General features: G+C 67.6%; 25 protein-coding genes. 12 read left to right on the top strand and 13 right to left on the bottom strand.

The features are described 5' to 3' along the window. Nucleotides 1–22 precede the first annotated feature (22 nt). Together E3U26_RS13510 and E3U26_RS13505 are read left to right on the top strand one after the other, a co-directional pair. Entirely contained in the window at nt 23–748 is a 726-nt protein-coding gene (locus tag E3U26_RS13510; RefSeq protein ID WP_499106176.1) for a hypothetical protein, read from the top strand. Between the two features lie 79 nt (nt 749–827). Continuing rightward, nucleotides 828–1,427: a sulfotransferase family protein gene (locus E3U26_RS13505; RefSeq protein WP_499106174.1), complete on the top strand. Its 600-nt coding sequence runs from the start codon at nt 828–830 to the stop codon at nt 1,425–1,427. 51 nt (nt 1,428–1,478) lie between these two features. On the opposite strand, the gene E3U26_RS13500 is transcribed toward E3U26_RS13505, so the two are convergent. Both E3U26_RS13500 and E3U26_RS13495 read right to left on the bottom strand, forming a co-directional pair. After that, nucleotides 1,479–3,446, bottom strand: coding sequence for an oxidoreductase (locus tag E3U26_RS13500; RefSeq protein WP_499106173.1), 1,968 nt, complete (start codon nt 3,444–3,446; stop codon nt 1,479–1,481). A gap of 54 nt (nt 3,447–3,500) precedes the next feature. Continuing rightward, nucleotides 3,501–4,625, bottom strand: coding sequence for an ABC transporter substrate-binding protein (locus E3U26_RS13495; protein ID WP_499106172.1), 1,125 nt, complete (start codon nt 4,623–4,625; stop codon nt 3,501–3,503). Nucleotides 4,626–4,917: 292 nt separating this feature from the next. On the opposite strand from E3U26_RS13495, the gene E3U26_RS13490 reads away from it, so the two are divergent. Continuing rightward, nucleotides 4,918–6,102, top strand: coding sequence for an NAD(P)/FAD-dependent oxidoreductase (locus E3U26_RS13490; RefSeq protein ID WP_499106170.1), 1,185 nt, complete (start codon nt 4,918–4,920; stop codon nt 6,100–6,102). 26 nt (nt 6,103–6,128) lie between these two features. Here the strand turns inward: E3U26_RS13490 and E3U26_RS13485 are convergent, their stop codons facing one another. Genes E3U26_RS13485 through E3U26_RS13470 form a run of 4 tightly spaced genes read right to left on the bottom strand, consistent with a single transcriptional unit; the run spans nt 6,129 to nt 9,356 of the window. Continuing rightward, nucleotides 6,129–6,842: an ABC transporter ATP-binding protein gene (locus E3U26_RS13485; protein ID WP_072463237.1), complete on the bottom strand. Its 714-nt coding sequence runs from the start codon at nt 6,840–6,842 to the stop codon at nt 6,129–6,131. Next, complete coding sequence (locus E3U26_RS13480; protein ID WP_499106169.1) at nt 6,842–7,600, bottom strand: ABC transporter ATP-binding protein; 759 nt, start codon at nt 7,598–7,600, stop codon at nt 6,842–6,844. The genes E3U26_RS13485 and E3U26_RS13480 overlap by 1 nt, the downstream gene beginning before the upstream one ends. Continuing rightward, nucleotides 7,597–8,466, bottom strand: coding sequence for a branched-chain amino acid ABC transporter permease (locus tag E3U26_RS13475; RefSeq protein ID WP_036757257.1), 870 nt, complete (start codon nt 8,464–8,466; stop codon nt 7,597–7,599). The genes E3U26_RS13480 and E3U26_RS13475 overlap by 4 nt, the downstream gene beginning before the upstream one ends. Continuing rightward, a complete protein-coding gene (locus E3U26_RS13470) occupies nt 8,466–9,356 on the bottom strand; it encodes a branched-chain amino acid ABC transporter permease (protein ID WP_036757308.1) in 891 nt (296 codons plus the stop codon). The genes E3U26_RS13475 and E3U26_RS13470 overlap by 1 nt, the downstream gene beginning before the upstream one ends. A 230-nt stretch (nt 9,357–9,586) precedes the next feature. Between E3U26_RS13470 and E3U26_RS13465 the strand changes: the two genes are divergently transcribed. From E3U26_RS13465 to E3U26_RS13435, 7 genes are read left to right on the top strand one after another with little or no spacing between them, the layout of a single operon-like run. Next, nucleotides 9,587–10,717, top strand: coding sequence for an ABC transporter substrate-binding protein (locus E3U26_RS13465; RefSeq protein WP_083539207.1), 1,131 nt, complete (start codon nt 9,587–9,589; stop codon nt 10,715–10,717). A 39-nt stretch (nt 10,718–10,756) separates the two neighbouring features. Beyond that, nucleotides 10,757–12,400 carry a GMC family oxidoreductase gene (locus tag E3U26_RS13460; protein ID WP_499106168.1) on the top strand — a complete coding sequence of 548 codons (1,644 nt, stop codon included), beginning with the start codon at nt 10,757–10,759 and terminating at the stop codon, nt 12,398–12,400. Continuing rightward, entirely contained in the window at nt 12,400–13,767 is a 1,368-nt protein-coding gene (locus E3U26_RS13455; protein ID WP_499106167.1) for an FAD-dependent oxidoreductase, read from the top strand. The genes E3U26_RS13460 and E3U26_RS13455 overlap by 1 nt, the downstream gene beginning before the upstream one ends. Further along, nucleotides 13,764–14,246 carry a VOC family protein gene (locus tag E3U26_RS13450; protein ID WP_072463240.1) on the top strand — a complete coding sequence of 161 codons (483 nt, stop codon included), beginning with the start codon at nt 13,764–13,766 and terminating at the stop codon, nt 14,244–14,246. The genes E3U26_RS13455 and E3U26_RS13450 overlap by 4 nt, the downstream gene beginning before the upstream one ends. Before the next feature lie 51 nt (nt 14,247–14,297). Further along, nucleotides 14,298–14,825, top strand: a complete 528-nt coding sequence (locus E3U26_RS13445; RefSeq protein ID WP_036757250.1) for a VOC family protein — start codon at nt 14,298–14,300, stop codon at nt 14,823–14,825. A 12-nt stretch (nt 14,826–14,837) separates the two neighbouring features. Further along, nucleotides 14,838–15,770 carry an aldo/keto reductase gene (locus tag E3U26_RS13440; RefSeq protein WP_499106166.1) on the top strand — a complete coding sequence of 311 codons (933 nt, stop codon included), beginning with the start codon at nt 14,838–14,840 and terminating at the stop codon, nt 15,768–15,770. After that, nucleotides 15,763–16,545, top strand: coding sequence for an SDR family NAD(P)-dependent oxidoreductase (locus E3U26_RS13435; protein ID WP_499106165.1), 783 nt, complete (start codon nt 15,763–15,765; stop codon nt 16,543–16,545). Before E3U26_RS13440 ends, E3U26_RS13435 begins: the two co-directional genes overlap by 8 nt. A gap of 19 nt (nt 16,546–16,564) precedes the next feature. On the opposite strand, the gene E3U26_RS13430 is transcribed toward E3U26_RS13435, so the two are convergent. From E3U26_RS13430 to E3U26_RS13415, 4 genes are read right to left on the bottom strand one after another with little or no spacing between them, the layout of a single operon-like run. Then, nucleotides 16,565–18,067, bottom strand: coding sequence for a class I adenylate-forming enzyme family protein (locus tag E3U26_RS13430; RefSeq protein WP_499106164.1), 1,503 nt, complete (start codon nt 18,065–18,067; stop codon nt 16,565–16,567). Further along, nucleotides 18,067–18,435, bottom strand: coding sequence for a hotdog family protein (locus E3U26_RS13425; RefSeq protein ID WP_499106163.1), 369 nt, complete (start codon nt 18,433–18,435; stop codon nt 18,067–18,069). The genes E3U26_RS13430 and E3U26_RS13425 overlap by 1 nt, the downstream gene beginning before the upstream one ends. After that, the gene (locus E3U26_RS13420; RefSeq protein WP_036757244.1) at nt 18,428–18,844 is read right to left on the bottom strand and encodes a hypothetical protein; all 417 of its coding nucleotides are present in this window, start codon (nt 18,842–18,844) and stop codon (nt 18,428–18,430) included. The genes E3U26_RS13425 and E3U26_RS13420 overlap by 8 nt, the downstream gene beginning before the upstream one ends. Further along, entirely contained in the window at nt 18,844–19,371 is a 528-nt protein-coding gene (locus E3U26_RS13415; protein WP_114669076.1) for a PaaI family thioesterase, read from the bottom strand. Before E3U26_RS13415 ends, E3U26_RS13420 begins: the two co-directional genes overlap by 1 nt. Before the next feature lie 97 nt (nt 19,372–19,468). Here E3U26_RS13415 and E3U26_RS13410 point away from each other — a divergent pair, with 97 nt between their 5' ends. Together E3U26_RS13410 and E3U26_RS13405 are read left to right on the top strand one after the other, a co-directional pair. Continuing rightward, complete coding sequence (locus tag E3U26_RS13410) at nt 19,469–20,035, top strand: nuclear transport factor 2 family protein (protein WP_181817326.1); 567 nt, start codon at nt 19,469–19,471, stop codon at nt 20,033–20,035. Beyond that, nucleotides 20,032–20,505 (top strand): VOC family protein, encoded by a 474-nt coding sequence (locus E3U26_RS13405; RefSeq protein WP_072463247.1) that lies wholly within the window; start codon nt 20,032–20,034, stop codon nt 20,503–20,505. The genes E3U26_RS13410 and E3U26_RS13405 overlap by 4 nt, the downstream gene beginning before the upstream one ends. A 45-nt stretch (nt 20,506–20,550) precedes the next feature. Here E3U26_RS13405 and E3U26_RS13400 read toward each other — a convergent pair whose 3' ends face one another. Genes E3U26_RS13400 through E3U26_RS13390 form a run of 3 tightly spaced genes read right to left on the bottom strand, consistent with a single transcriptional unit; the run spans nt 20,551 to nt 23,969 of the window. Continuing rightward, nucleotides 20,551–21,978: a dihydrolipoamide acetyltransferase family protein gene (locus tag E3U26_RS13400; protein WP_114669073.1), complete on the bottom strand. Its 1,428-nt coding sequence runs from the start codon at nt 21,976–21,978 to the stop codon at nt 20,551–20,553. A 2-nt stretch (nt 21,979–21,980) separates the two neighbouring features. After that, complete coding sequence (locus E3U26_RS13395) at nt 21,981–22,994, bottom strand: alpha-ketoacid dehydrogenase subunit beta (RefSeq protein ID WP_114669072.1); 1,014 nt, start codon at nt 22,992–22,994, stop codon at nt 21,981–21,983. Nucleotides 22,995–23,003: 9 nt separating this feature from the next. Continuing rightward, on the bottom strand, nt 23,004–23,969 hold the full coding sequence (locus tag E3U26_RS13390) for a thiamine pyrophosphate-dependent dehydrogenase E1 component subunit alpha (RefSeq protein ID WP_072463249.1): 966 nt from the start codon (nt 23,967–23,969) through the stop codon (nt 23,004–23,006). Nucleotides 23,970–24,072 lie beyond the last annotated feature (103 nt).

Raw genomic sequence — 24,072 nt, 5'->3', positions numbered from 1 at the left:
ATGACCCCGAAGGAGATATTCTATGGGCATTCCGAATAAATTTGCAGTTATTAGCGACGCTCGCTCTGGTACGTCGTTGTTAACTGCAACACTAAATAGTCATCCGGAAGTAGTTTGCCATGGCGAGATATTTCACAAGTCGCCAAAGGATTTTCATATTAAGGTCCCAAAAGAAGAAGTGAACCCGGAAGATCTGCTGTCTCTGCGGGAGAATGATACAGAGAAATTTGTTGAGCTTGTCTATAATCGGCCGGGCGCAAAATCCGTTGGGTTCAAGATGTGGAGGAGTCAGAACTCCGAATATTGCGATAAGGTCCTCGCAGATGAATCGGTGTCGAAGATCATCTATGAGAGATCAAACGTGTTGGCGAAATTCTCGTCGAGCATTCTTGCTAAAGAAACGGGGGTCTGGAATGTAAATTCTGGTGCTGCACGTCCCAAGGTACTCGACAAGAAGCTTTCGTTCAATCCGCAACAGTTCCTTACCTACGTGAACCGGCACGAGAATCTGTTCAAATTGTACCGGAACAAGGCTAAAGGCAAGGTTCTGGATCTGTCATATCTGGATGTTGTTGGTCGCGGATTTTCGGAAGTTTTGGAGTTCATCGAGGTCTCCAATATTGATCTTAAGCCGCAGAAAGAAAAGCTTCATAGCTCTTCCATCATAGATCGCTTTGAGGATAGTGATCATAATATTATTATTCAGACTCTGAATGACATAAATCATCCTGAATGGATTCAGGAATAAATTCCATTATGCGCGTATATACGAGAGTAAAGATTCACTTCGCGTATACGCGCACTTTTCTTCTAATAGGATAATAAAATTGCCCTTCATCCAGCATAACGGCAAGCGTATCCTCTTCATCCATATCCCGAAGGCGGGGGGCACCTCGGTCGAGAGCTGGATGAAGGGCATCGCCCCCCTGCGGCTGTTTTCCATGGGCATTCCCCATGCCAGCCGCTGCACGCCGCAGCATTATCGCGCGCAGGATATCGAGGCGCTGCTGGGCCAGGGCTTCTTCGACTACGCCTTTACCATCGTGCGCAACCCCTATCACCGGATCGAAAGCGAATACCGGATGCGGGCACAACTGGCCAAGGACAGTTTCTGGAAGGGCCTGCCCGCCTTTTCGCCCTGGATCGAGGAAAACCTGGACCAGCAGCGCCGCGCCAAGTTCCACCTCGACAACCACCTGCGCCCGCAATGGGAATTCCTCGGCAAGGATGTCGAGGTCTTCAAGCTCGAGGACGGGCTCTCCGGCCCCCTGGCGGCCGTGGCCGAGCGGCTGGGCGTGACCCCGCCCCAGCAGAACCCCCACGAATTGCGCTCGGACCCGCTGGAGATCGGATGGAGTCCCGCCGACCGCATCCGCGTGCGCGACCATTACGCCCGCGATTTCGAAACCTTCGGCTACCAGCCCTAGGCCCGGCAGACATGCCGGACGGCCGCGAACCCCTCGCGGCCGCCGCGTTCCTTACAACCGCGAGGCGATCTCATAGGCTTCCCGCGTCGCCGCAAGGATGCGGCCCGGCACATAGGCGTCGCCCAGAAGCAGGGGCGCGATGATCCCCTGCGCCTGCAAGGCCTCGGCCAGCGCGGTCTCGGGCTCGGCCCCGCAGGCAAGCACCACGCTGTCGAAACCTTCATGCAGCGCCTCGGCGCCGGAATAGACATTGCGCGTCGCCACGCGACCGGGCGCGATGGCGGTGACGCGCTCCATGACGCGCAACTCGGCGCCGGCGGCGGTCAGCCGGGCCATGATCGCGCCGATGGAATATTTCCCCACCAGGGGCGCGACCGCCGGCGTCTGATACAGCAGCCGGACATGCACGCCGCGCTCGACCAGCGCCGAGGCCACGGTCAGGGGCTGCATGTGATCCTCGCGGGCGACGACCAGCGCCCGGCGACCGACCTGCGCCCGCCCCGCCAGCAGGTCGCGGCCCTCGATCACGAAAGGCAGTTCGGCGCCCGGAACGGCATGGCGGCGCGGGCGCGAGCCGGTGGCCAGCAGCAGCACGTCGGGCGAAAGCGCCGTGATCGCCTGCGGGTCGGCCTCGGTTCCCAGGCGGATGTCCACGCCGGCGGCGCGCAGCCGGTGATGCTGGCGGTCGATATAGGCCAGGAATTGCCGGTTCTCGGGCACGGCAGCGGCCAGCCGCATCTGCCCGCCAGGCGCTTCCTCCCGCTCCAGCAGCACCACCGCGTGACCGCGTTCGGCGGCGACCGCGGCGGCCTCCATCCCGGCCGGGCCGGCGCCGACGACGATGATCCGGCGCGGCTGGGCGGCGCGGGCAGGGGGTAGGTCGGCCTCGCGACCCGCGCGGGGATTGACCGCGCAGCCGAAGGGCAGCTTCTCGACCGAGACCGCGTGCAGGCAGTCGTTGCAGCCGATGCAGGGCACGATCTGCGCGCTGCGGCCCTGGCGCGCCTTGGCGACGAAGGCGGGGTCGGCGAAAAAGCCGCGCGCGACGCCCACCACGTCGGCATGGCCGCGGGCCAGCACGGCCTCGGCCGCCTCGGGGGAATCGACGCGACCGCTATAGACCACGGGCACGGACAGGGCGGCGCGATAGCGGCCGGCCATCTCGGACCATTGCGCGACGCCGTAGAGATGCGGCTGGATATAGCTGGGCGCGCCCCAGTTGTTGCCGATGACGCCATGGAAGAAGTCGATATGCCCGGTCGCCTCGACGGCGCGGGCGATGGCGATGCCCTCGTCCAGATCGTAGCCGCCTTCGAAAAGCTCGTGCATGTTGAAGCGGATGCCAAGGGTCAGATCCCGCCCCACCTCGGCGCGGATGGCGGAAAGCACGTCGGTCAGCAGCTTCAACCGGCCTTCGGCGCTGCCGCCGTATTCGTCCTGCCGGTGGTTGGTCGCGGGGGACAGGAACAGTTGCAGCACGTCCTCGTGATTGGCGTGCAGCTCGATCCCGTCCAGCCCGCAATCGCGCACGGTGCGGGCGACCAGGACGTAATCCTCGATCATGCGGGCGATCTCGGGGCCGGTCAGGGTGTGGGTGCCGGCATTGTTGGTGTAATTGGCCAGCACGCCCGAGGCGGAATGCGGCATGGCGCCCTGGTTGATGACCTGCGCCGTCACCACGGCGCCATGGGCGTGGATGTCCTGGGCCAGGCGCGCCATGCGATCGCGATACTGCGGGTTGTGGACGCTGCCGCGCAGGATCGCGCCCAGCCCCGAGGGCGCATAGCCGCGCGGCACCATGCGGTTGTCGATGAAGGTATTGACGCCGTCGACCCAGCAAAGGCCGTTGCGGACCCGTTCGAGCCAATAGCCGGAAAAGCGCTCGGCCTCTTTCGGCGAGGCCAGCGGATCGGCGATGATGCGGCCATGCGGCGGCGCCATGATCCGGTTGGAAAGCTGCATGCCCCCGATGCGAAGGGGGCGGAAGATATGCGGGAAATGCTGGGGCTCGGCCACCATCGCGATCACTCCATCTGGGTGGGGCGCGGCTGTCTTGCCGCGCCCTGCCGGGGGTCATTCGGTATAAAGCACGGCGGTGCCGTTCCTGATCTGCACCACGTTGCTGCCACTGACCGGCGAGCGGTCGTCGACATAGCTGTAGGAGCCGCTGCCGATCACCGAGGCGACGTCCCTGGTCGCGCTCAGCGCATCGCGGATGGCGTCGCGTCCGCTTTCGGGTCCGGCGGCCTTCATCGCCTCGATGGCCACGCGGCCGATGGTATAGCCAAGCGCCGCCCAATTGTCCGGCGCCCGGCCGGCATGGGCCTGGAAGTTCTGCGCGAAGGCGACCGAGAAGTCGTTGAACCCGCCCGGCACCCAGTCGGACAGCATGTAGACGCCCTCGGTCGCGCCGCCGCCGGTCTGGGTGAACTCGGGCGAGGAAAAGGTGTTCATGCCAAAGATCTCGACCTTCTCGTCCAGACCGGCTTCGCGAAGCTGGCGCACGATATTGCCGCCCTGCGCCGCCATGGCCGAGATGAACAGGCAGTCGATGTCCTGCCCGGCGATCTTGGTCGCCAGGGTCGAGAAGTCGATGTCCGAGGAGGACACCGATTCGCTGGACACGACGGCGACGCCCTTTTCGCGGACCAGATCCTCGAAGGCCGCGCGCAGGGCGACATAGACCTCGATCTCCTTGATCGAGACGGTCGAGCATCTTTCGACCTTGCGGGTGTCGGCGGCGAAATCGGCCAGGTAGGACATCATCTGCCGCGGCGGCTGCGTGCTGATGAAGCCCCAGGGTCCGGCGCCGGGGATGTCCAGGTTGTTGGTCAGGGTGACGATGGGCAGTTCCAGCCGGTTGCCCAGCTCGGCCCCGGCGATGGCGACGGCGCCGCTGGTCGGGCCCAGGATCATCCTGACCTCCGGGGCGTTGGCGTGGCGGGTGATCAGGGTCAACGCCTGGGTGCGGTCCGAGGCATCGTCCTCGACCAGGACGCGGACGGACTTGCCGGCGCCGAACTCGGCCTTTTCGTTCGCCTCGGCAAAGGCCATGGCCATGCCCTCGGACACGCCGGCGCCCATGAAGGCGGCAGGGCCGGTCAGGGACTGCATGATGACTACGGTCGGCTGCTCGGCAATTGCCGGCGTCGCAAGCGCAATCAGGGCCGCGCCGGTGGCGGCGATCATTCGTTTCATCGATTCCTCCCTTGTATTTTTTAGCACATTCATGATATTTATTTCACCAGTCAAATATATTTTAATTTAGGCACGCCTGAGGGCATACGGGGCTTTTCCCCGCGCGGGCTACACCATGCGGTTAGATTTCCCGTGTTTGTCAGGCATCAGCCTGGAATCTTGGCATGGTATTGCATACATAAACCCGCTATCTCGTATTTTTATCTTGAGGTGCTCTCGCGGATCGGTTCTTGTCGGCGAAGATGCTTTCCCGGCGCGGCCCGCCGGGATCGCCTTTTCCAGCGGAGGCCCCATGCAGCGAAGCCATCACCATGCAGTCGTCATCGTCGGGGCGGGGCAGGCCGCCTGCCAGCTGGCGATCAGCCTGCGGCAGAAGGACTATTCCGGCCCCATCGTCCTGGTGGGGGACGAGCCGTTCCTGCCCTACAGCCGCCCGCCGCTGTCCAAGACCTATTTCAACGAGGGCGAGCCCCAGCGCCTGCTGCTGCGCAAGGCCGAGTTCTATGAAATGAACGACATCACCGTGCTGACCTCCAGCCGCGTGGAAAGGATCGAGCGTGCAGGCCGCGCCGTCGTGCTGTCGGACGGCCGGCGGCTGGGTTATAGGCAGTTGGTCCTGGCCACCGGCGCCCGCAACCGGCTTCCCCCCGTCGAGGGCGCGGACCTGCCGGGGGTGATGGCGCTGCGCGGCCTGGACGACGCCGACCGGATGCGCAGCCTGGCCGCGGCCGCGCGACATGTGGTGATCGTCGGCGGCGGCTTCATCGGGCTCGAGGCGGCTGCGGTGTTCCGTGCCGCCGGCCTGCGGGTCACGCTGCTCGAGGCGGCCGGGCGGCTGATGGCGCGGGCGGTTTCGCCGGCGGTGTCGGACCATTTCCTGCGCGCGCATCGCGACGCAGGGGCCGAGATCCACCTGGGCGTCACGGTCCGGCGTATCCTGGCGCGGCCGGACGGTGCCGCCGGCGCGGTGGAACTGGCGGATGGCCGGACCATTGCCGCGGATGCGGTGCTGATGGCGACCGGGGTGGTGCCCAATGCGGAACTGGCGCGCGAGGCCGGGCTTGCGGTGGACAACGGCATCCTTGCCGATTGCTTCCTGGCGACCTCGGACCCGGCCATTTCGGCGATCGGCGATTGCGCCGCCGTGGCGCAGGGGCCGGGCGGGCCGCATCTGCGGCTGGAATCCGTGCAGGCCGCCGTGGATCAGGCGAAATGCCTGGCCGAGCGGCTGGCGGGCCAGCCCGTGCCCTTTGCCAGGACGCCCTGGTTCTGGAGCGACCAGGGCCCGCACAAGCTGCAAATCGCGGGATTGCGCGATGGCGCCGACCGGACCGAGATCGAGCCCTCGCCCGACCCGGCGCGGCTTCTGGTGCGCAGCTATCGCGGCGAAAGGCTGGTCTGCGTCGAGACGGTGAACCTGCCGGCCGAACATATGCGCGCGCGCCGGGCGCTGGAAACCGAAGCCGCGGCCGCATAGCGGCGCGGGGACAAGGGCAGGGCGGGCTAATGCCCGCCGGTGCCCAGGTAATGCGCGATCACGCCGTCGTCCTGCGCCAGCCTGCGGCTGGGTCCTTCGGCCACGACATGGCCGTGTTCGATGACATAGGCGCGGTCCGAGACCTGCAAGGCCTTGCGCGCGTTCTGTTCCACCAGCAGGATCGTCATGCCGTCGCGGCGCAGCTGCGCCAGCGCGTCGAAGACCTGCTGCACGATGACCGGGGCAAGCCCCAGGCTGGGCTCGTCCAGAAGCAGCAGGCGCGGCCCGCCCATCAGCGCGCGACCGATGGCCAGCATCTGCTGCTGGCCCCCGGAAAGCGAGCCGGCCAGCTGTTCCTGCCGCTCCCGCAGGATCGGGAACAGGCGGAACACCGCCTGGATGTCATGGGTGGGCCGGCGGCCGTGCAGGGCGTTGGCGCCGACCCGCAGGTTCTCGATCACCGACATGTCGGGCAGCACCTGCCGTCCCTCGGGCGATTGCAGGATGCCCATGCGCGCGATGGCCCAGGCGGGCTTGCGCACCAGCTCGGCCCCCTCGACCCGGATCTGGCCGGCACCGGGCCGGACGATGCCGCTGATGCAGTTCAGCAGCGTCGATTTCCCGGCGCCGTTCGGCCCGATCAGCGCCACCATCTCGCCCTGCGCGACGTTCAGCGAAACCCCGGCCAGCGCGCGGATGCCGCTGTAGGAGGCATGGAGGTCCGTCACCGTCAGCAGCATCATTCCTCTCCCAGATAGGCGGTGATGACGGCGGGATCGGCGACCACGTCGCGGGGCTTGCCCTCGGCGATCAGCCCGCCGCCGTCCAGCACATAGACGTGGTCGCAAAGCTCCTGCACGAAGCGCATGTTGTGTTCGATCAGCAGGATCGCCTTGCCCTCGTCGGCAAGCTCGCGAAAGATCCGGCCCAGTTGCAGCGCCTCGACGTCGTTCATGCCGGCGACGGGCTCGTCCAGCAGGATCAGGTCGGGATCGGTGGCGAGCGCCCGCATCATCTCGACCTTGCGCTGATGGCCATAGGCCAGGCTGCCCGCCGGGCTGTCGGCATGCCCGGCCATCCCGAACCGCCCGAGCAGCGCCATCGCCTTTTGCCGCAGCAGCGCATCCTCGCGCCGCGACGCGGGCAGGCCCAGGATCGCCGCGACCAGCGAACAGGTCTCGTGCCGGTGAAAGCCGACCATGACATTGGCCAGCACGCTCGCCTCCTTCTGCAGGCGGATGTTCTGGAAGGTGCGGCCCATGCCGGCGCGCGCCACCTTGTCGGCCGGCTCGGCCGAGATGTCGCGCCCCCCGAACAGCACCTTGCCCGAACTGAGCGACAACATGCCGGTGATCAGGTTGATCAGCGTGGTCTTTCCGGCGCCGTTCGGCCCGATCAGGCCGGTGATCCGGCCCGCCGGCACCCGCATGCTGACATCGTTCGAGGCGATGACGCCGCCGAAATTCTTGTGGACATGCTCAAGGACAAGATCGGTCATCCCTTCACCTCTGCCTGGCGGACCTCGGGGTTGGCGGCGCGGGTGCGGCGGGCGACCAGCGTGTCGACGATGCCGCGCGGCATGAAGTTCATCACCGCCATCAGGATCAGGCCATAGATCATGATCCGCGCATCGGCGAGCGGACGCGAGATCTCGGGCAGCGCGATCAGCAGGGCGACGCCCACCAGCGGCCCCCAGACGCTGCGCCGCCCGCCCAGCACGACATAGGACAGGATCACGATGATCAGGTGAAAGCCGAACTGGTTCGGCTCGACCGCATAGGAATGCAGCGCCTCGAGACTGCCGAAAAGCCCGGCCAGCAGGCCCGAGATCATATAGGCGATGGCCTGCGTGCGCGCGGCGTTGATGCCCAGCGACACGGCCATGCCCTCGTCCTCGCGCACGGCGTCGAAGGCCCGGCCCAGCCGGGAGCGCGAGATCGCCAGCATCACATGGATCGTCGCCAGGGCAAAGACCAGCAGCGTCCCGGTGCCGACCAGCTTGGGGATGCCGGAAAAGCCCATGGCGCCGCCGGTGACGTTCTCGGCATAAAGATTGGCCGACAGCACGATCTGCACGAAGGCCAGCGAGGCGATGGCCTGGTAGACCCCGCGCAGCCGCGCCAGCGGGATCGCCAGCAGCGCGCCGAAGGCCAGCCCGGCAAAGGCCCCGGCCAGCAGCGTCACCGGCAGCGGCAGGCCGTAGTTCACCGTCAGGATGGCCGCGGTATAGGCGCCGATGGCCGACAGGCCGACATTGCCGATGGAAAAGGCGCCGGCGCGCAGCACGATATATTGCGAATAGGCAAAGCCCAGGTGGATCAGGAACAGGTCGAACAGCGGGCGAAAGCTCAGCAGCGTGTCCATCAGCGGCGCCCCCTCAGCACGCCGGCCTCGTCCTGCCCGAAAAGGCCGTTGGGGCGCAGCAGCAGCACCGCAAAGAGCAGGCCGAAGATGATGATGTCGGACAGCCGCGAGGACAGGTAGGCGACGCTCAGCGTCTGCAGCACGCCGAAGCCCAGCGAGGCGACCAGCGCCCCCGCGACCGAGCCCAGCCCGCCCAGGATCACCACGACGAAGCCGCGCAGCAGGAAGGGGTCGCCCATCATGAAATGGATCGAGTTGAAGGCCAGCCCGACCAGCACCCCCGCCGCCCCTGCCAGCATGCCCGACAGCATGAAGGTCTGGAAATAGATCACGCTGGGCCGGATGCCCGCCAGCAGCGCCGCGCGCTCGTTCTGCGCCACGGCGCGGACCTGGCGGCCAAAGCCGGTCCGGTAGAGATACCAGGAAAGCCCCGCCACCAGCAGGATTGCCAGCACCGCCATCGCCAGCTGCAACGCCGAGACCCGCAGCCCCCAGACCTTGAAGATCACCACCGGGAAGGTGTCGAAGGGAAAGCGCAGCACCTGGGTCTTGGACAGCATCTGCGCGATGGACACCAGCACCAGGTTCGCCCCGATGGAGGAGATCAGGGCGCTGAACTCGACCTCGCCGCTTTGGCGCAGGCGGCGAAAGGCCGTGACCTCGATGATGACCGAGACGAGGCCGGCGCCGATCATCGCCAGGATGAAGGCCAGCCAAAGCGGCAATCCCGCCTGGACCGAGTAAAGGCCGATGAAGGCCCCGGTCATGAAGATCCCGCCATGGGCGAGGTTCATGATCTTGTGGATGCCGAAGATCAGCGTGAAGCCAAGCGCGAACAGCGCATAGACCCCGCCGATCACCAATCCGTTGACGATTTGTTGCAGGAACACGAGCCTCTCCCTTCCCGGCCGGGGTTCTTCGGATTCTTCCGCCCCATAATTCATAGGCACATATTTTTGTATACAACAACTGTGAATTTGTGTTCATTTACCCGCATGCACGAATCGACAACCGCCCGCCGCTTTTCCGGTGCGGCCGTGTCGGGCGCCGGTTTCAACAGGGGCAGCCGGATTGCCGCGCCAGGGCGCGGCGGCAGCGCGCCCAAGGACGGGAGGAACGAATGTCACTGAGAATCCTGATGGGCACCGCGCTTGCCGCCTCTGCCGCCTTTGCGCCGATGGCCATGGCCAAGGAGGTCAAGGTGGCGATCATCCAGTCGCTGACCGGCAGCCCGGCCTTCATCGGCCGCGGCATCGCCGACGGCGCGGTCATGGCCATCGAGGACATCAATGCCAAGGGCCTGGCGGGCGAGGGCGTCACCATCCAGTATACGCTGGACGACGATGCGGGCGACCGCGGCCAGGCGCTGGGCCTGATCGGCCGGCGCGCCGCGGATTCGGAAAACATCGCCATCATCGGCCCGACCACCGGCGCCATCGCCCCGGCGGCTGCGGCCGCGGCCAACGATCTGGGCATCCTGGCCTATATGCAGTCGAACAACGACGCCGTGCCGCAGGCCGGGCCCTGGTCCTTTCCGTTTTCGCAGCCGGCCTCGATCGCGACGCCGCCGATCGCCGATTATGCCGCCGAAAAGCGCGGCGTGCAGGACTGCGCGGTCATCACCGTGCTGGACAACGAAGCCTATGTCGCCATGGCGAATGTGTTCATGGAGCGGGTAAAGGAACATGGGGTGAAGGCGCAGCTCGACGGCGTCAAGCTGTCCGACATCGACTTCTCGGCCCTGGCGGTGAAGGTGGCGCAAAGCGATGCCGACTGCCTGTTCATCGCCACGCCGGCCGCGCTTGGCGCCAATGTCATCATGCAGTTCAAGCAGGCGGGCCTTGACCCCGAGGTGCAGATCTTCGGGCTGCAATCGCTGGCCTCGCCCGAGTTCCTCAACACCGGCGGCAGCGCGGTCGAGGGCGTGACCGTGATCGGCGAATGGACGCCCGGCGGCTTCGACGAGCCCTCGCGCGCCTTTGCCGAAGCCTACAAGGCCAGGCACGGGGTCGAGGCCGACAACTGGGCGCCGCAGGGCTATTCGACGATGATGGTCTTTGCCGACGCGCTGCGCCGTGCCGGGCCGGATGCCACGCGCGAGGAGATGCGCGACGCCCTGGCCGGCATCAAGGACGTGCCGGTGATCGTGGGCGAGGGCGTCTACAACTTCACCCCGGAACGCGCCGCGACCTTCGGCATGGGCATCCTGACCGTCAAGGACGGCAGCTTCGCGCGCCCCGAGGATCTGTAAGGCACCGCAGGCGCGCGCCCGTTGCGCAAGGAGGACGCAATGCGTTTCGACAGCGAGTTCGACTTCATCGTCTCGGGCGCCGGTTCCGCGGGCTGCGCGGTGGCCGGACGGCTGGCGGAATCGGGGAAATACCGTGTCCTGCTGCTCGAGGCGGGCCCGCGCGACAGCGCCTTCTGGATCAAGGTGCCGATGGGCTATCCCATGCTGTTCACCAATCCCAAGGTGAACTGGATGTTCGAATCCGAGCCCGAGCCCGAATTGAACGGGCGGCCGATGTACAACCCGCGTGGCAAGGTTCTGGGCGGCACCAGCTCGATCAACGGCATGCTGTATATCCGCGGCCATCCGACCGATTACGACAACTGGGCGCAGCTGGGAAATCCCGGCTGGAGCTGGCAGGACGTGCTGCCCTGGTTCAAGAAGGCCGAGGACCAGGCGCGCGGCCCCGACGATTATCACGGCACCGGCGGGCCGCTGGCCGTCTCGGACCAGCCCGACCCGTCGCCGGTGGCGCTGGCGATCATCGAGGCCGCGAAACAGGCCGGCATCCCGGCAAACCCCGATTTCAACGGTGCCCGGCAAGAGGGGGCGGGCCTGTTCCAGACCACCACCCGCAACCGGCGGCGCTGCAACTCGGCCCGCGCCTACCTGTCGGCGGCGGGCCGCAACCTGCGCGTCGACACCGGCGCCCATGCCACGCGGCTGCTGTTCGAGGGCCGCAAGGCCGTCGGTATCGAATACCGCCAAGGCGGGCGCATCCTGCGGGCGCGGGCGCGGCACGGGGTCGTGGTCTGCGGCGGGGCCTTCGGCTCGCCCCAGCTCTTGCAGCTTTCGGGGATCGGCCCGGCCGATCATCTGCGCGACCACGGCATCGAGGTGCTGCACGACCTGCCCGGCGTCGGCGCCAACCTGCGCGATCATTTCTATTGCTCGCTGATCTTTCGCTGCCGCGAGCCGGTGACGATCAACGAACTGGCGCGCAGCCCGCTGCGCAAGGCCATCGCCGGGGCGCAATATGTGCTGGCCCGGCGCGGTCCGCTGGCCGCGAACGGCATCTTTGCCGGCATCTTCACCCGCACGGACGAGACCAGGGACCGGCCCAACCTGCAGATCAACACCAACATCTGGTCGGTCGCCTCGCGCGACAGGCGGGGGATGCGGGTCCACGACTTTCCCGGCTTCACCATGAGCCCGGTGCATCTGGACCCTGTGGCGACCGGCGAGGTGCGGCTGCGCGCGCCCGATCCCTTTGCCGATCCGGTGATCCGGCACAATTTCTTTCGCGACGAGGTGGACCGGATGGCCATGGCCAATGCCGTCCGCATCACGCGCCATATCGCCGGCCAGCCGGCGCTGGCCCGCTATATGGCCGAAGAGATCCGCCCCGGCCCCGCGGTGCGGACCCAGGCCGAGATCGTCGACTGGCTGCGTGGCAACGGCATCGCGAACCTGCATCCCGTGGGCTCCTGCGCCATGCTGCCCTTGGCCGCGGGCGGCGTGGTCGATCACCGGCTGCGCGTGCATGGCATCGGCGGGCTTTACGTGGCGGATGCCTCGATCATGCCGCGGCTGCCGGCCGGGAACACCAACGCGCCGTCGATCATGATCGGCGAGAGATGCGCCGCCATGGTCCTGGAGGACATGGCCCAGGGCGCCGCACCGGGGATGAAGGGAGCAGCGTGATGGACAGGGATTACGACGTCATCGTGGTGGGCGCCGGCGGGGCCGGGCTTGCGGCGGCGCATATGGCCGCCCAGGCCGGCGCCCGCGTGCTGATGGTCGAGGCGGGCGACAAGGCCGGCGGCTCGACCGCCCTGTCGGGGGGCGTGTTCTATGCGGCGGGCACCTCGCTCCAGCGCCGGGCGGGGATCGAGGATACGCCCGAGGCGCTTTACCGCTATTACCTGCATATCAACCAATACAAGCTCGACCCGGCGCTGGTCAGGCGGCTGTGCCACGACGCGACGCCGGCCTTCGACTGGCTGGTCGGGCTGGGCGTCGATTTCCCCGAGGAGAACCTTTATTGCTCGGGCGTGGACAAGATCCGGCGCGGCCATCGCGCCCGCGGCCATGGCGCCGAGATCGCCGAGGTGCTGGAGGGCTCGCTGAGCGGCCTTGCCGTGGACATGGCGCTGCGCAGCCGGGTGCAGGAGCTGCTGGTCGAGGATGGCCGCGTCGCCGGCATCCTGGTCGAGGGCGACCGGGTGACGGCGGGGGCGGTGGTGCTGGCCACCGGCGGCTTCGGCGCCAACCGGCAATTGCTGGCCGAGCTTTACCCCACGGCCGCGGCGCAGGGCGAGCTGTCCTGGTATATCGGCTCGCCCCATTCCCAGGGCGACGGCATTCGCATCGGCCGCCGCCTTGGCGCCGGCATCACCCGGCCGGATCGCGGCCTTCTGCTGATGACGCCGGGCTGGGAAAAGGAGCTGGAGACCTATCTGCCGCCCTGGCTGATCCTTGTCACGCATGAGGGGCGCCGCTTCGTCGACGAATCCTGCGAATATTCCATCCTGTCCGAACTGCTGAACGAACAGACCGCGCGCGAATGCTTCGCGATCTTCGACGAGGCGGCGCGGCGCGAGGCCCGCTCGGCCACCGCGCCGAACTGGTCGGCGGACCGGCTGGCGCATTTCGCCGCCCGCGGGCAGGTCGCGCAGGCCGATACGCTGGAGGGGCTGGCGGCGCAGCTCGGCATCGACGCGGCGACGCTGGCCACCACCGTCGCCGCCGCCAACCGCGCCGCCGAAACCGGGCGGGATGCGCATTTCTTCAAGCCGGCCGAGCATCTGAAGCCGATTTCGACCCCACCCTTCTACGGCGCGCGCATCCGGCCGGCCATCGTTTGCTGGACCGGCACCGGGCTGAGGATCGACACCGAGGCGCGGGTGCTGGACCAGGCCGACCGGCCGATTGCCGGCCTCTATGCCGCGGGCGAGACGACGGGCGGCATGTTCGGCCCCTGCTATGCCGGCGGCGGCGCCTCGATCGGCAATGCCATCGTCTTCGGCCGGGTGGCGGGCAGCAATGCGGCGGCCGAGGCGCGGCCGTGATCCTGGGCATCCACCACGCCGCCATCTCGACCCCGGACCTGGACCGGGCGCTGGATTTCTATTGCAACGTGCTGGGGTTCACCGTCGCCTCGCGCATGGACTGGGCGCAGGGCGCGGCGCTGCCCGACACGATCATGGGCCTCAGGGGATCGGCGGCGCGGCAGGCCAAGCTGCGCGCCGGCAACTGCTTTCTGGAGCTTTTCGAGTTCTCGAGCCCCGCCCCCAGCCGGCCGGACCGCGGCATCCAGGACCACGGCATCACCCATCTTTGCCTGCATGTCCGCGAGCTGGCGGCCGAGGTCGCCCGGCTCGAGGCGGCGGGCATCCGCTTTCGCTCGGCCCCGCAGCGCCGGGCCAGCCATGCCTCGGTCTACGGCCACGATCCCGACGGCAATGTGCTGGAACTGCTGGAGGTGACGGATGACAGCCACCCCTTTTCCTTCGCCACGCTGGGGCCGGGCCGGGATGGCCGGCCGTAGCGCCGCCGCGGCGCGGATCGCGGCAACCACCCGCCACCAAGGAGGCAAAGCATGAGCCGCCATTACGGAACCCTGTTCCAGCACGGATATGTGGTCCCCGATGCCGATGCCGCCGCCCATGACTGGGCCGGGCGCATGGGGGTCGGGCCCTTCTTCGTCTATCCGGTGCCGATCCCGTTCCAGGTGCTGAAGATCTGGGACGAGCCGGTCTCGGTCCAGATCCACAGGCGGGTGCTGATGGGCTATACCGGCCCGGTGCAGATCGAACTGATCGAGCCGGCCGACGCAGCCTCGCCCTATCGAGACTTCCTGGAAAGGCGCGGCGCCGGGCTTCAGCATTTCGGCTTTCTCTGCGACGATTTCGACGCGCAGCTGGCGGCGGCCGAGGCGCGCGGCATGGTCCGCGCCATCGAGGGCCGCCAGGCCCTGTCGCGCATGTGCTATCTGTGCGATCCCGCCGATCCCGATGCGCCGATGATCGAACTGGTCGATCTGAAGCCCGAGCGGCGGCAGATGTTCGACCGCATGCGCCTGCCTTCGGTGGGCTGGGACGGGCGCGACGTGATCCGCGAACTCTAGAAAGGTGCAAGCATGGACTATCGCAAGCTGGGCCGCTCGGGCCTGACCGTCTCGGCGGTCGGGCTGGGCTGCAACAATTTCAACTGGACCACGGACGAGGCGCAATCGCGCCGCGTGGTCGATGCGGCGCTGGATGCCGGGATCACCTTTTTCGACACCGCCAACATCTATGGCCGTTCCGGCGGCTCGGAAGAGTTCCTGGGTCGCGCGCTGGGCCTGCGGCGCGGCAGGGCCGTGGTGGCGACCAAGTTCGGCATGCAGATGGCCGACGGCAGCCGCGGCGCCGACCGCTCCTATATCATCCGCTGCGTCGAGGACAGCCTGCGCCGGCTGGGCACCGACTGGATCGACCTTTACCAGCTGCACGAATCGGACCCGACCACCCCGATCGAGGAGACGCTGGACGCGCTGGACCGGCTGATCGCCCAGGGCAAGGTCCGCTATATCGGCGCCTCGAACATGGCGGATTGGGAAATCGCCCATGCCCATCACCTGGCGCGGGAACTGGGCGTGCAGCATTTCATCTCGCTCCAGGCGGAATATTCGCTGATCCGGCGCGGGGCCGAGGCGACGACGATCCCCTGCCTGAACGCGCTGGGCCTGGGGTTGCTGCCCTATTTCCCGCTGGCCTCGGGGCTCTTGACCGGCAAATACCGCGGCGGTGACACGGGCGAGGGGCGTTTCGGCAAGATCGCGCGGCTGGCCGACCGCTATCTGACGCCCGAGAACCTGGCCCGCGTGGACCGCATCGCCGATTGGTGCGACCAGAACGGGCTTGCCATGACCGAGGTCGCCTTTGCCTGGCTGCTGTCCAGGCCCGTCGTGGCCTCGGTCATGGCCGGGGCGACCAAGCCCGAACAGGTGATTGCGAATGCGAAGGCCGCCGAATTGCGGTTGAGCGAGGCACAGATCGGCGAGCTGGAGGCGCTGTTGCAAGATGAATGACACGCTGGACAAGGTCGCCGTCATCACCGGCGCGGGCTCGGGGCTGGGCGCGGCGACCGCCCGCCGCTTTCACCGCGAGGGCTGGAGGCTGGTCCTGGGCGACCTGCGGCCCGAGGGCGTGCAGGCCCTGGCGCGGGAACTTGGCGCGACCGCCCTGGCCTGCGACGTCGCCGACGAGCGCCAGGTCGAGGCGCTGGTGCAGGTGGCGCTGGACCGTCACGGCCGGCTGGATTGCATGATCAACAATGCCGGCATCCTGGGCGCCATCGGCCCGATCGGAACGACCGCGGCGCGCGATTTCAACCGCGTGCTGGAGGTCATGGTCAGCGGTGTTTTCCATGGCACCAAGCACGCCGCGAACGCCATGGGCGACCAGGGCGGCGTGATCCTGAACACCGCCAGCCTGGCGGGGGTCGGGGCCTGGGCCAACCATTCCTATACCGCCGCCAAGCACGCGGTGGTGGGGCTGACGCGCTCGAGCGCGGTGGAGCTGGCGCCGCGCGCGATCCGGGTGAATGCGCTGGCGCCGGGCAATGTGGTGACGGGCATGACCAGCAGCCTCAGCGGTGGCGAGCAGGCGGCCTATGACCGGGCCTTGGCGCGCAATCCCATCCCCTATGTCTGCACGGCCGCGGACATCGCCGATGCCTTCGCCTATCTGGCCGGCCCCTCGGCCCGCGGCATCACCGGGCAGGTTCTGGTGATCGACAGCGGGCTCGACGTCGCCGTGGTCCCGCCCGCCTATCACCAGGCGCCGGGCCGTTTCGTCGAATGAAGCAGGGCGCCGCGGCCGTTCAGGCCGTGGCGTCCAGCACCATGGTTTCGACCTCTTCGCGGATGATCTTGCCGCTGGTGCTGCGCGGAAAGCGCTCGACCGGGACGAAGACCACGTCCTTGGGGCGCTTGTAGCCGGCCAGGCTGGCGCCGCGGCACAGCGCGATCACCCCGGCCTCGTCCAGGCTGTCGTCGCAGCGCGCCACCACCGCCACCGGCACCTCGCCCCAATGCGGATCGGGGCGGCGCACGACGATGGCGTCGGCGACGCGCGGATCGGCCAGGATCACCCGCTCGATCTCGGCCGGATAGATGTTCTCGCCCCCGGACTTGATGAGATATTTCGAGCGCCCGGCGAATTCATAGCCCGCGGGCGTGCGGCGGAACAGGTCGCCCATGTGGAACCAGCCGCCGCTGAAACTGTCGCGGTTGACCTCGTCGGCGTTCCAGTAGCCGCTGAAAAGCGTCGGCCCCCTGACCCAGGCTTCGCCGGTCTCGCCCTGGGCCACGTCGCGGCCGTCGGGGCCGACAAGGCGCAGCTCGGTCAGCACGCTCAGCTTCTTGGCAAGGCTGCGCGGCATCTCTCCGGGCCGGATCAGGTCGCCGGAGAGCGGCGGCATCCCGGTCTCGGTCGCGCCGAAGGAATTGAGATAGGGCGCATCGAGACGACGCGTCACCTCGTCGATGACCGCGGCCGGCGTCATGTCCGCCATGGCTCCGACCACCCGCACGCCCTTGATCCGGGGCCGGCGCGTCCGCAGGCGGGCCAGCAGAAGCTCGGTGGTGGCGGGCACGGTCATCAGCCAGCCGATGCGCTGCTGCTCCAGCGTGTCGATGATCCGGTCGGCGTCGAACCCGTCCATCACGGTGACGGCGCCGCCGATCAGCAGGGTCGAGAACAGATGCTCGGTGCCCCCCATGTGGAACATCGGCGCCCATGAGATATAGCCGTCCTCGCGCGCGAGCCCCAGGTCCAGCCGAAAGGCGCACATGCGCGCGATCTGCGCCCGCTGGCTGATGACGGCGGCCTTGGGCCGGCCGGTGGTGCCCGAGGTATAGATGATGATGAACCCGTCCTCGGGCCGGGCCTGGTCGGGGGCCTCGCCCTCGCATCCCAGGCTGCGCAGGTCCAGGGCCTTGCGGTCGGGGCAGGCGGCGCGGGCCAGGTCGCGGTGGCGGGCCGAGCAAAGCATAAGCCGCGGCTGGACCAGGTCGATGCACCAGGCCAGTTCCGGCGCCACCAGCCGCCAGTTCAGGCAGGCGACCATCGCCCCCAGCTTGGCGCAGGCCAGCTGCGTCAGGCCGTATTCGATGCAGTTCTCGGACAGGACGGCCACGCGGTCGCCCCGCGTCACGCCCCGCGCCGCCAGGTCGGCGGCGATGCGGTCGGCGGCGGCGATCATCCCGGCATAGCTCAGCACCCGGTCGCCCTCGATCAGCGCCGGCGCCTCGGGCCGGTCATGGGCGCGCCCGGCGATCAGGCGCCAGACCGTCGTGCCGCTTGCCGTCGGGATATCGGACATCAGTCATGCTCCTTGAAGCTGAATTGGACCCGCAGGACCGGCGCCGCGCGCCCCTCGGCGTAAAGTGCGCCGCCGGGCTCGGGGGTCAGCCGGGCGGCAAGCCGGTCGCCCTCGAAGACGTTGTCGGCGAAGAAGGCGGCGATCTCGGCGAACTCGGCCTGCGGATGGGCGGCCATGGCGGTGCTGATGACATAGGCCAGGTTGGCCGGGCCGGGATTGACGCACCGGGGGCCGAAGCCCGCCGCCTCGGCGGCCTCGCGCCGCAGGTGGATGGCGTTGTCGTCGCGCAGAAGCGCGCACCATTCCGCCATGTCGGGGCCGCTGACCGGGCCGAAGCTCCAGCCGGTTTCGTCCTGCCTGTCAGTCATCGGCCACCACCGGGGTAATCATCCTGAATTGCAGCACGCTGGCCGGGCCGGCCTGGTCCGACAGCGTGATGGCCAGCGCCAGATGGTCGGCCTGGCCAAAGCGGCGGCTGGGCTTGCGCGTCAGGTCCAGAACCTCGACCGTGGCGTCATAGGCTTGGCCGACCCGCAGCCGGCCGGGAAAGGACAGCCGGCATTCGCCCAGCACCGGACCGGCATCGAAGGCCAGCCCCAGGTTGCGGCTGAAATCGCCGATGGGCGCCGGCATTGCCGCCAGCGCGCCCAGATAGGCGTGGATCGGATGCGCCAGGTCGCCCTGCCGCGGCGGGGCGGCGCAAAGTGCGCGCACCCGGTCGTCCAGCGCGGCGGTCAGGTCGTATCGCCTGCCGGGGATGGGGGGCTGGCTTGCCATCAGCGGCCGATGCGCGCGAAGCGGCGCTCGATCTCGGGGCCGATGCGGTCGAAATAGGTGGTGTCGGCCAGCGCGTCCATCGCCATGACCTTGAAGAGCGCGCGGGCGTTCATCACCGGCCGGTCGCCGACGCTGCATCGCATCTGGGCAAAGACCAGGTTGCGGGTCTTGCGCGTCACCTCGATGTCGCCGCGCACCCAGTCGCCGAGGTGGACGATGGACAGGAAGTCGATGTTCATCGAGATCGTGGGCACCACCGCCGCCGCATAGCCGACCAGATGCTGCACGCCGTAAGCCTGCATGTCGGTAAAGGCCGCCAGAGCCGCGCCGTGGCAATAGCGCGATGGGTTCAGGTGGCGTTCCGCGCAACGAAAGCCTACCGCGAATTGCCCCACCCCGTCGCGCGTCGCATGCACGGGGCCGAAGGTGTCGCAGAACCCGCCGGGCGAGGGCAGCTCGATCCAGCCCTCCGGTGCGGGCAGGGTGCTTTCCCGGACCTGCGGGCGGGGGAACAGTTCGGCGGGCATGGCTGATCCTGATATTTATACCGAGTGAAGAAAACAATATAATGAAATGCAAGTCAACGTGTGCAATAATTGCATTATTGCTATAAGGGAGAAGGAAGTGACCGACATCGAAACCCGGCTGGACCGGCTGGAATCGCGCGCCGAGATCCTGGCGCTGATTTCGCATTACTGCAAAGCCTGCGACGACCGCGACGTGCCCCTGCTGCGGTCGCTGTTTCGCGAGGATTCCTGGGTGCGCTCGGCCGACGGACGCATGAACGGCGAAGGGCTGGGGGGCATCATGCAGATGTATCGCAAGCGCTTCGAGGTGCTGGGCCTGTCGGTCCATTGGACCCATGACACGGTCGTGACCTTCGATCCCGCCGACCCCGACCGCGCCACCGGCGAGGTGTTCTGCCATGCCGAAGCAGTGCGCAACGGCCAGGTGCTGGTCGGCTCGCTGCGCTACGAGGACGAATACCGCCGCCGCGACGGCGCATGGTATTTCGCCTCGCGATTGCTGAAGTTCCTGTATTACGTCCCCGTGCAGGATTATGCCCAGGCGCTGGCCTCGCCCCTGCGCCAGCGCGGATATGATGCGCCGCTGCCCGGCGACTATCCCGAATCGCTGCCAAGCTGGACCGGATGGGTGCAGCATTACCAGCCCGAGGAACAGCGGGCGTGATCCTGGGGGTCCATCACGCGGCGATCTCGACCCATGACATCGAAAGGCTGATCGGCTTCTATACCGAGGTGCTGGGGTTCGAGCTGGTCCACCGCCAGTCCTGGACCGCCGATGCCGAGGTCCAGAACGCGCTGCTGGGCGCCAGCGGTTCGGCCGCACAATTGGCGATGCTGCGGCACCGGAACTGCTATCTGGAACTGTTCCAGTTCGAGGCGCCGGCCCCGGAACGGCGCAGCCCGCATCAGCGCCTGTTCGGGGCCGGGCTGACGCATCTTTGCCTGGCGGTGCAGGATCTGGACGCCGAATACGAACGGCTGCAGCAGAAGGGCGTGGCGTTCCATTCCTCGCCCCTGCCGCGGCCGACCTTCAACGCGGTCTATGGCCATGACCCGGACGGCAATGTCGTGGAACTGCTGGAGCTTTACGACGCCTCGCATCCCTTCGCGGCGCATTGGCCGGTCCCCGAATAGGCAAAGGCCCCCGAAAGGGGGCCTTGGCCGCGCCGGGATACGGCGTCACATCACCAGCGACATCGGCGCTTCGATCCGGGCCTTGAGGGTGGACAGGAACTGCGCGGCGACCGCGCCGTCGATGCCGCGGTGATCGGCCGACAGCGTCAGCGTCGCGACGCTGGCGAAACGCAGCCCGCCATCGGCGGTCTCGCGCGCCTCGCGCCGGGGGCCGCCCACCGCCAGGATCGCGCCCTGGGGCGGGTTGATGATCGCATCGAAACTGCGCACGCCATACATGCCCAGGTTGGACAGGGTGAAGGTGCCGCCGCGCAGATCCTCGGCGGTCAGGCTGCGGTCGCGGGCAGCGGCGATCAGCCGCCCCGCTTCGGCCGAGATCTCGGTCAGGGGCCGCTGGGCGGCATTGCGGATCACCGGCGTGACCAGCCCGGCGTCGATGGCGACCGCGACGCACAGATCGACCTGGTCGAAGCGGGTGATGCCGCTGTCCGAGACGTGGATGTTCACCTCGGGATGGGCCGCCAGGGCCAGGGCGGCGGCGCGCAGCAGGAAGTCGTTGACCGAAATTCTCGCGCCCTCGCGCCCGCTGTTGAACTGGCTGCGCAGCGCCATCAGCGCGTCCATCTCGACATCCATGGCGGTGTAGAAATGCGGCACGGTCTGCTTGGAATGGCGCAGCGCGTTGGCGATGGATTTGCGCATCCCGGTAAAGGGCTGCTCGACCCCCTGCGCCGCAGCCGCAGCCGGCGCTGCCCCAGGCGCGGCGGGAATCGCGGCCGCCGGCGGCGACCACAGGCCGGCCGCCTGGACCGCTGCCTGCACATCGGCCAGCGAGATGCGCCCGCGATAGCCGCTGGGCTTCAGCCCGGTCAGGTCGAAGCCAAGCGCATTGGCGAAATTCACCGCGACCGGGCTGGCATGGGCGCCCCCATTCCGCCTTGCCGCCTCGTCGGGGGCAAGCGCGGCGGGGCGCGGCGGCAGGTCGGCCTTCCTGATCTTGCCACCCCAGCCCGAACCCTGAACCCCGGCCAGGTCGATGCCGTCCTGTTCGGCGATGCGGCGCGCCAAGGGGGAGGCCTTCGGCGCGGCGCCGGCATCCGCAGGAGCATCGGCGGCGGGGGAGGGTTCGGGCCCTGCGGATTCCGCCCGTCCCTCGTCCTTGGGTTCGAACGAGGCATCGACGGGCACGTAGGAGGCGATGAATTCGGCCAGCTCGGCCTCGCTGGCATCGGCCTCGGCCAGCACGGCGATCAGCGCGCCGACCGGGGCGGTTTCGCCCTCGGGCACCAGGATGCGGCGCAGGGTGCCGCCCCGGTCGGTGTCCAGCGTGTTGACGATCTTGTCGGTCTCGATGTCGACCAGCTCGGTGCCCGGCTCGACGCTGTCGCCCTCGGCGACGATCCAGCGCGAGATCTGGCCCTCGGACATTTCAAGGCCCCATTTCGGTAGGGTGACGGGATGGATCCGGGCCATGCTCACTCTCCTTTCACGGCTTTGCGGATGGCCGCTTCGATCCGGTCGGGACCGGGAACATACATGCGCTCCAATTCGCGGGCGAAGGGCACCGGCGTATGTGGCGCCGTGACCCGCACCACCGGCGTACGCAGCGAGGCAAAGCCCTTTTCGGCCGCGATGGCGGCGATTTCCGAGGCGATCGAGCAGACCGGGTTGGATTCGTCCACGACCACCAGCCGCCCGGTCAGCGACAGGCTTTCCAGGATCATCTCTTCGTCGATGGGCGAGGTGGAACGCAGGTCGATCAGATCGACGGTGATCCCGTCCCCGGCCAGCTTCGCCGCCGCCTTTGCGGCAAAGGAGACCATGCGGCCCAGCGTGACCACGGTCGCATCCTTGCCCGATTGCACCAGGCTCGCGCCATGCAGCGGCGCCACGTATTCGTCGTCCGGCACCTCGCCCTTGCTGGAATAAAGCGCCTTGTGTTCCAGGAAGATCACCGGGTCGTCGTCGCGGATCGCCGCGGCCAGCATGCCCTTGGCATCGGCCGGGTTCGACGGCACCACCACCTTCAGCCCCGGCACGGCCGAAAGCATGGAATAGATGGTCTGGCTGTGCTGGGCGGCGGCGTTCATGCCGGCGCCCATGGACATGCGCACGACGATGGGCGCCTTGGCCTTGCCGCCGAACATATAGCGGAACTTGGCCATCTGGTTATAGATCTGGTCCATGGCGACGCCGACGAAATCGGCGAACATCAGCTCGGCCACGGGGCGCATGCCGGCCAGCGCCGCGCCATTGGCCAGGCCGATGATGGCGCTTTCCGAAATCGGCGTGTCGATGACGCGCTTGTCGCCGAACTCGCCCATCAGACCCTTGGTCACGCCGAAGATGCCGCCGGCCGCATCGCGGCTGCCCGACGACCCGCCGGCGCCACCCGACACGTCCTCGCCGATGACGATGACGCCGGGATCGCGGCGCATCTCCTGAAACAGCGCCTCGTTCAGCGCCTCTCGCATAGTCTTCACGGTCATGATGCGGTCCTAGTAATCGGCATAGACGTCAGACAGCATGATCTCGACCCCCGGCGCCGGCGCCTTGCGGGCCGAGGCCACGCAATCCTCGATGAAGGCCGCGATCTCGGCGTCGATGGCATCCAGCTCGGCCGCCTCGATCAGCTTGGCCTCGGTGACTTTCCGGCGGAAACGCAGCAGGGCGTCCTGGGTCTCGCGCAGGGTCTTGACCTCGTCCTTGGCGCGGTAGTTCTGCGGGTCGCCCTCGAAATGGCCGAAATAGCGGGTCGCCTCGGCGATCAGGGCGCAGGGGCCCTTGCCTGCGCGCACATGCTCCAGCGCATCCGCCATCGCCTGGTGGACCGAGAAATAGTCGAAGCCATCCGCCTCGAAGACCGGCAGGCCGAAGCCTCGCGTCCGCCCGGCCAGGTCCGAGCCGATGCCATAGCCTTCGCCGGTGTGTTCGGAATAGCCGTTCAGTTCGAAGACGAAGATCTTGGGCAGCTTCAGCACGACGGCCATGTTCATCGCCTCGAAGACCGTGCCCTGGTTCGACGAGCCGCCGCCGCCGAAGGACACCGCCACGCTGCCGTCGCCGCGCGCCTGGCAGGCCAGCGCCGCCCCCACCGCGATGGGCGGGCCGCCGCCGACGATGCCGTTCGCGCCCAGCATCCCCTTGTCGATGTCGGCGATGTGCATCGAGCCGCCGCGGCCCTTGCACAGCCCGTCGGCGCGGCCATAGATCTCGTGCATCATCAGCCGCGGGTCGCAGCCCTTGGCGATGCAATGGCCATGCCCGCGATGGGTCGAACTGATATAGTCGCGGTCGGTCAGATGCTCGCAGATGCCGACGGCGATCGCCTCTTGCCCCGCATACAGATGCGTGAAGCCGGCGATCTCGCCGCTGCGATTCTCGATATGCAGTCTTTCCTCGAATTCCCGGATCATCCGCATCTGCCGATAGGCCTTCAGGATGTCGGTGCGGCTTTGTTGCATGGCCCTCTCCCGCTCGTCTTGCCCCCGGAAACTGGTCGATTCTTGCGGGCGTGTCAATTTATATATGTTCAAACGATGGCCTTTACGTATACTAAGAAAGCAC

The organism is Paracoccus ferrooxidans, from assembly GCF_029909815.1.
Classification (GTDB): domain Bacteria; phylum Pseudomonadota; class Alphaproteobacteria; order Rhodobacterales; family Rhodobacteraceae; genus Paracoccus; species Paracoccus versutus.
This window is presented reverse-complemented; position numbering and strand designations above follow the sequence as displayed.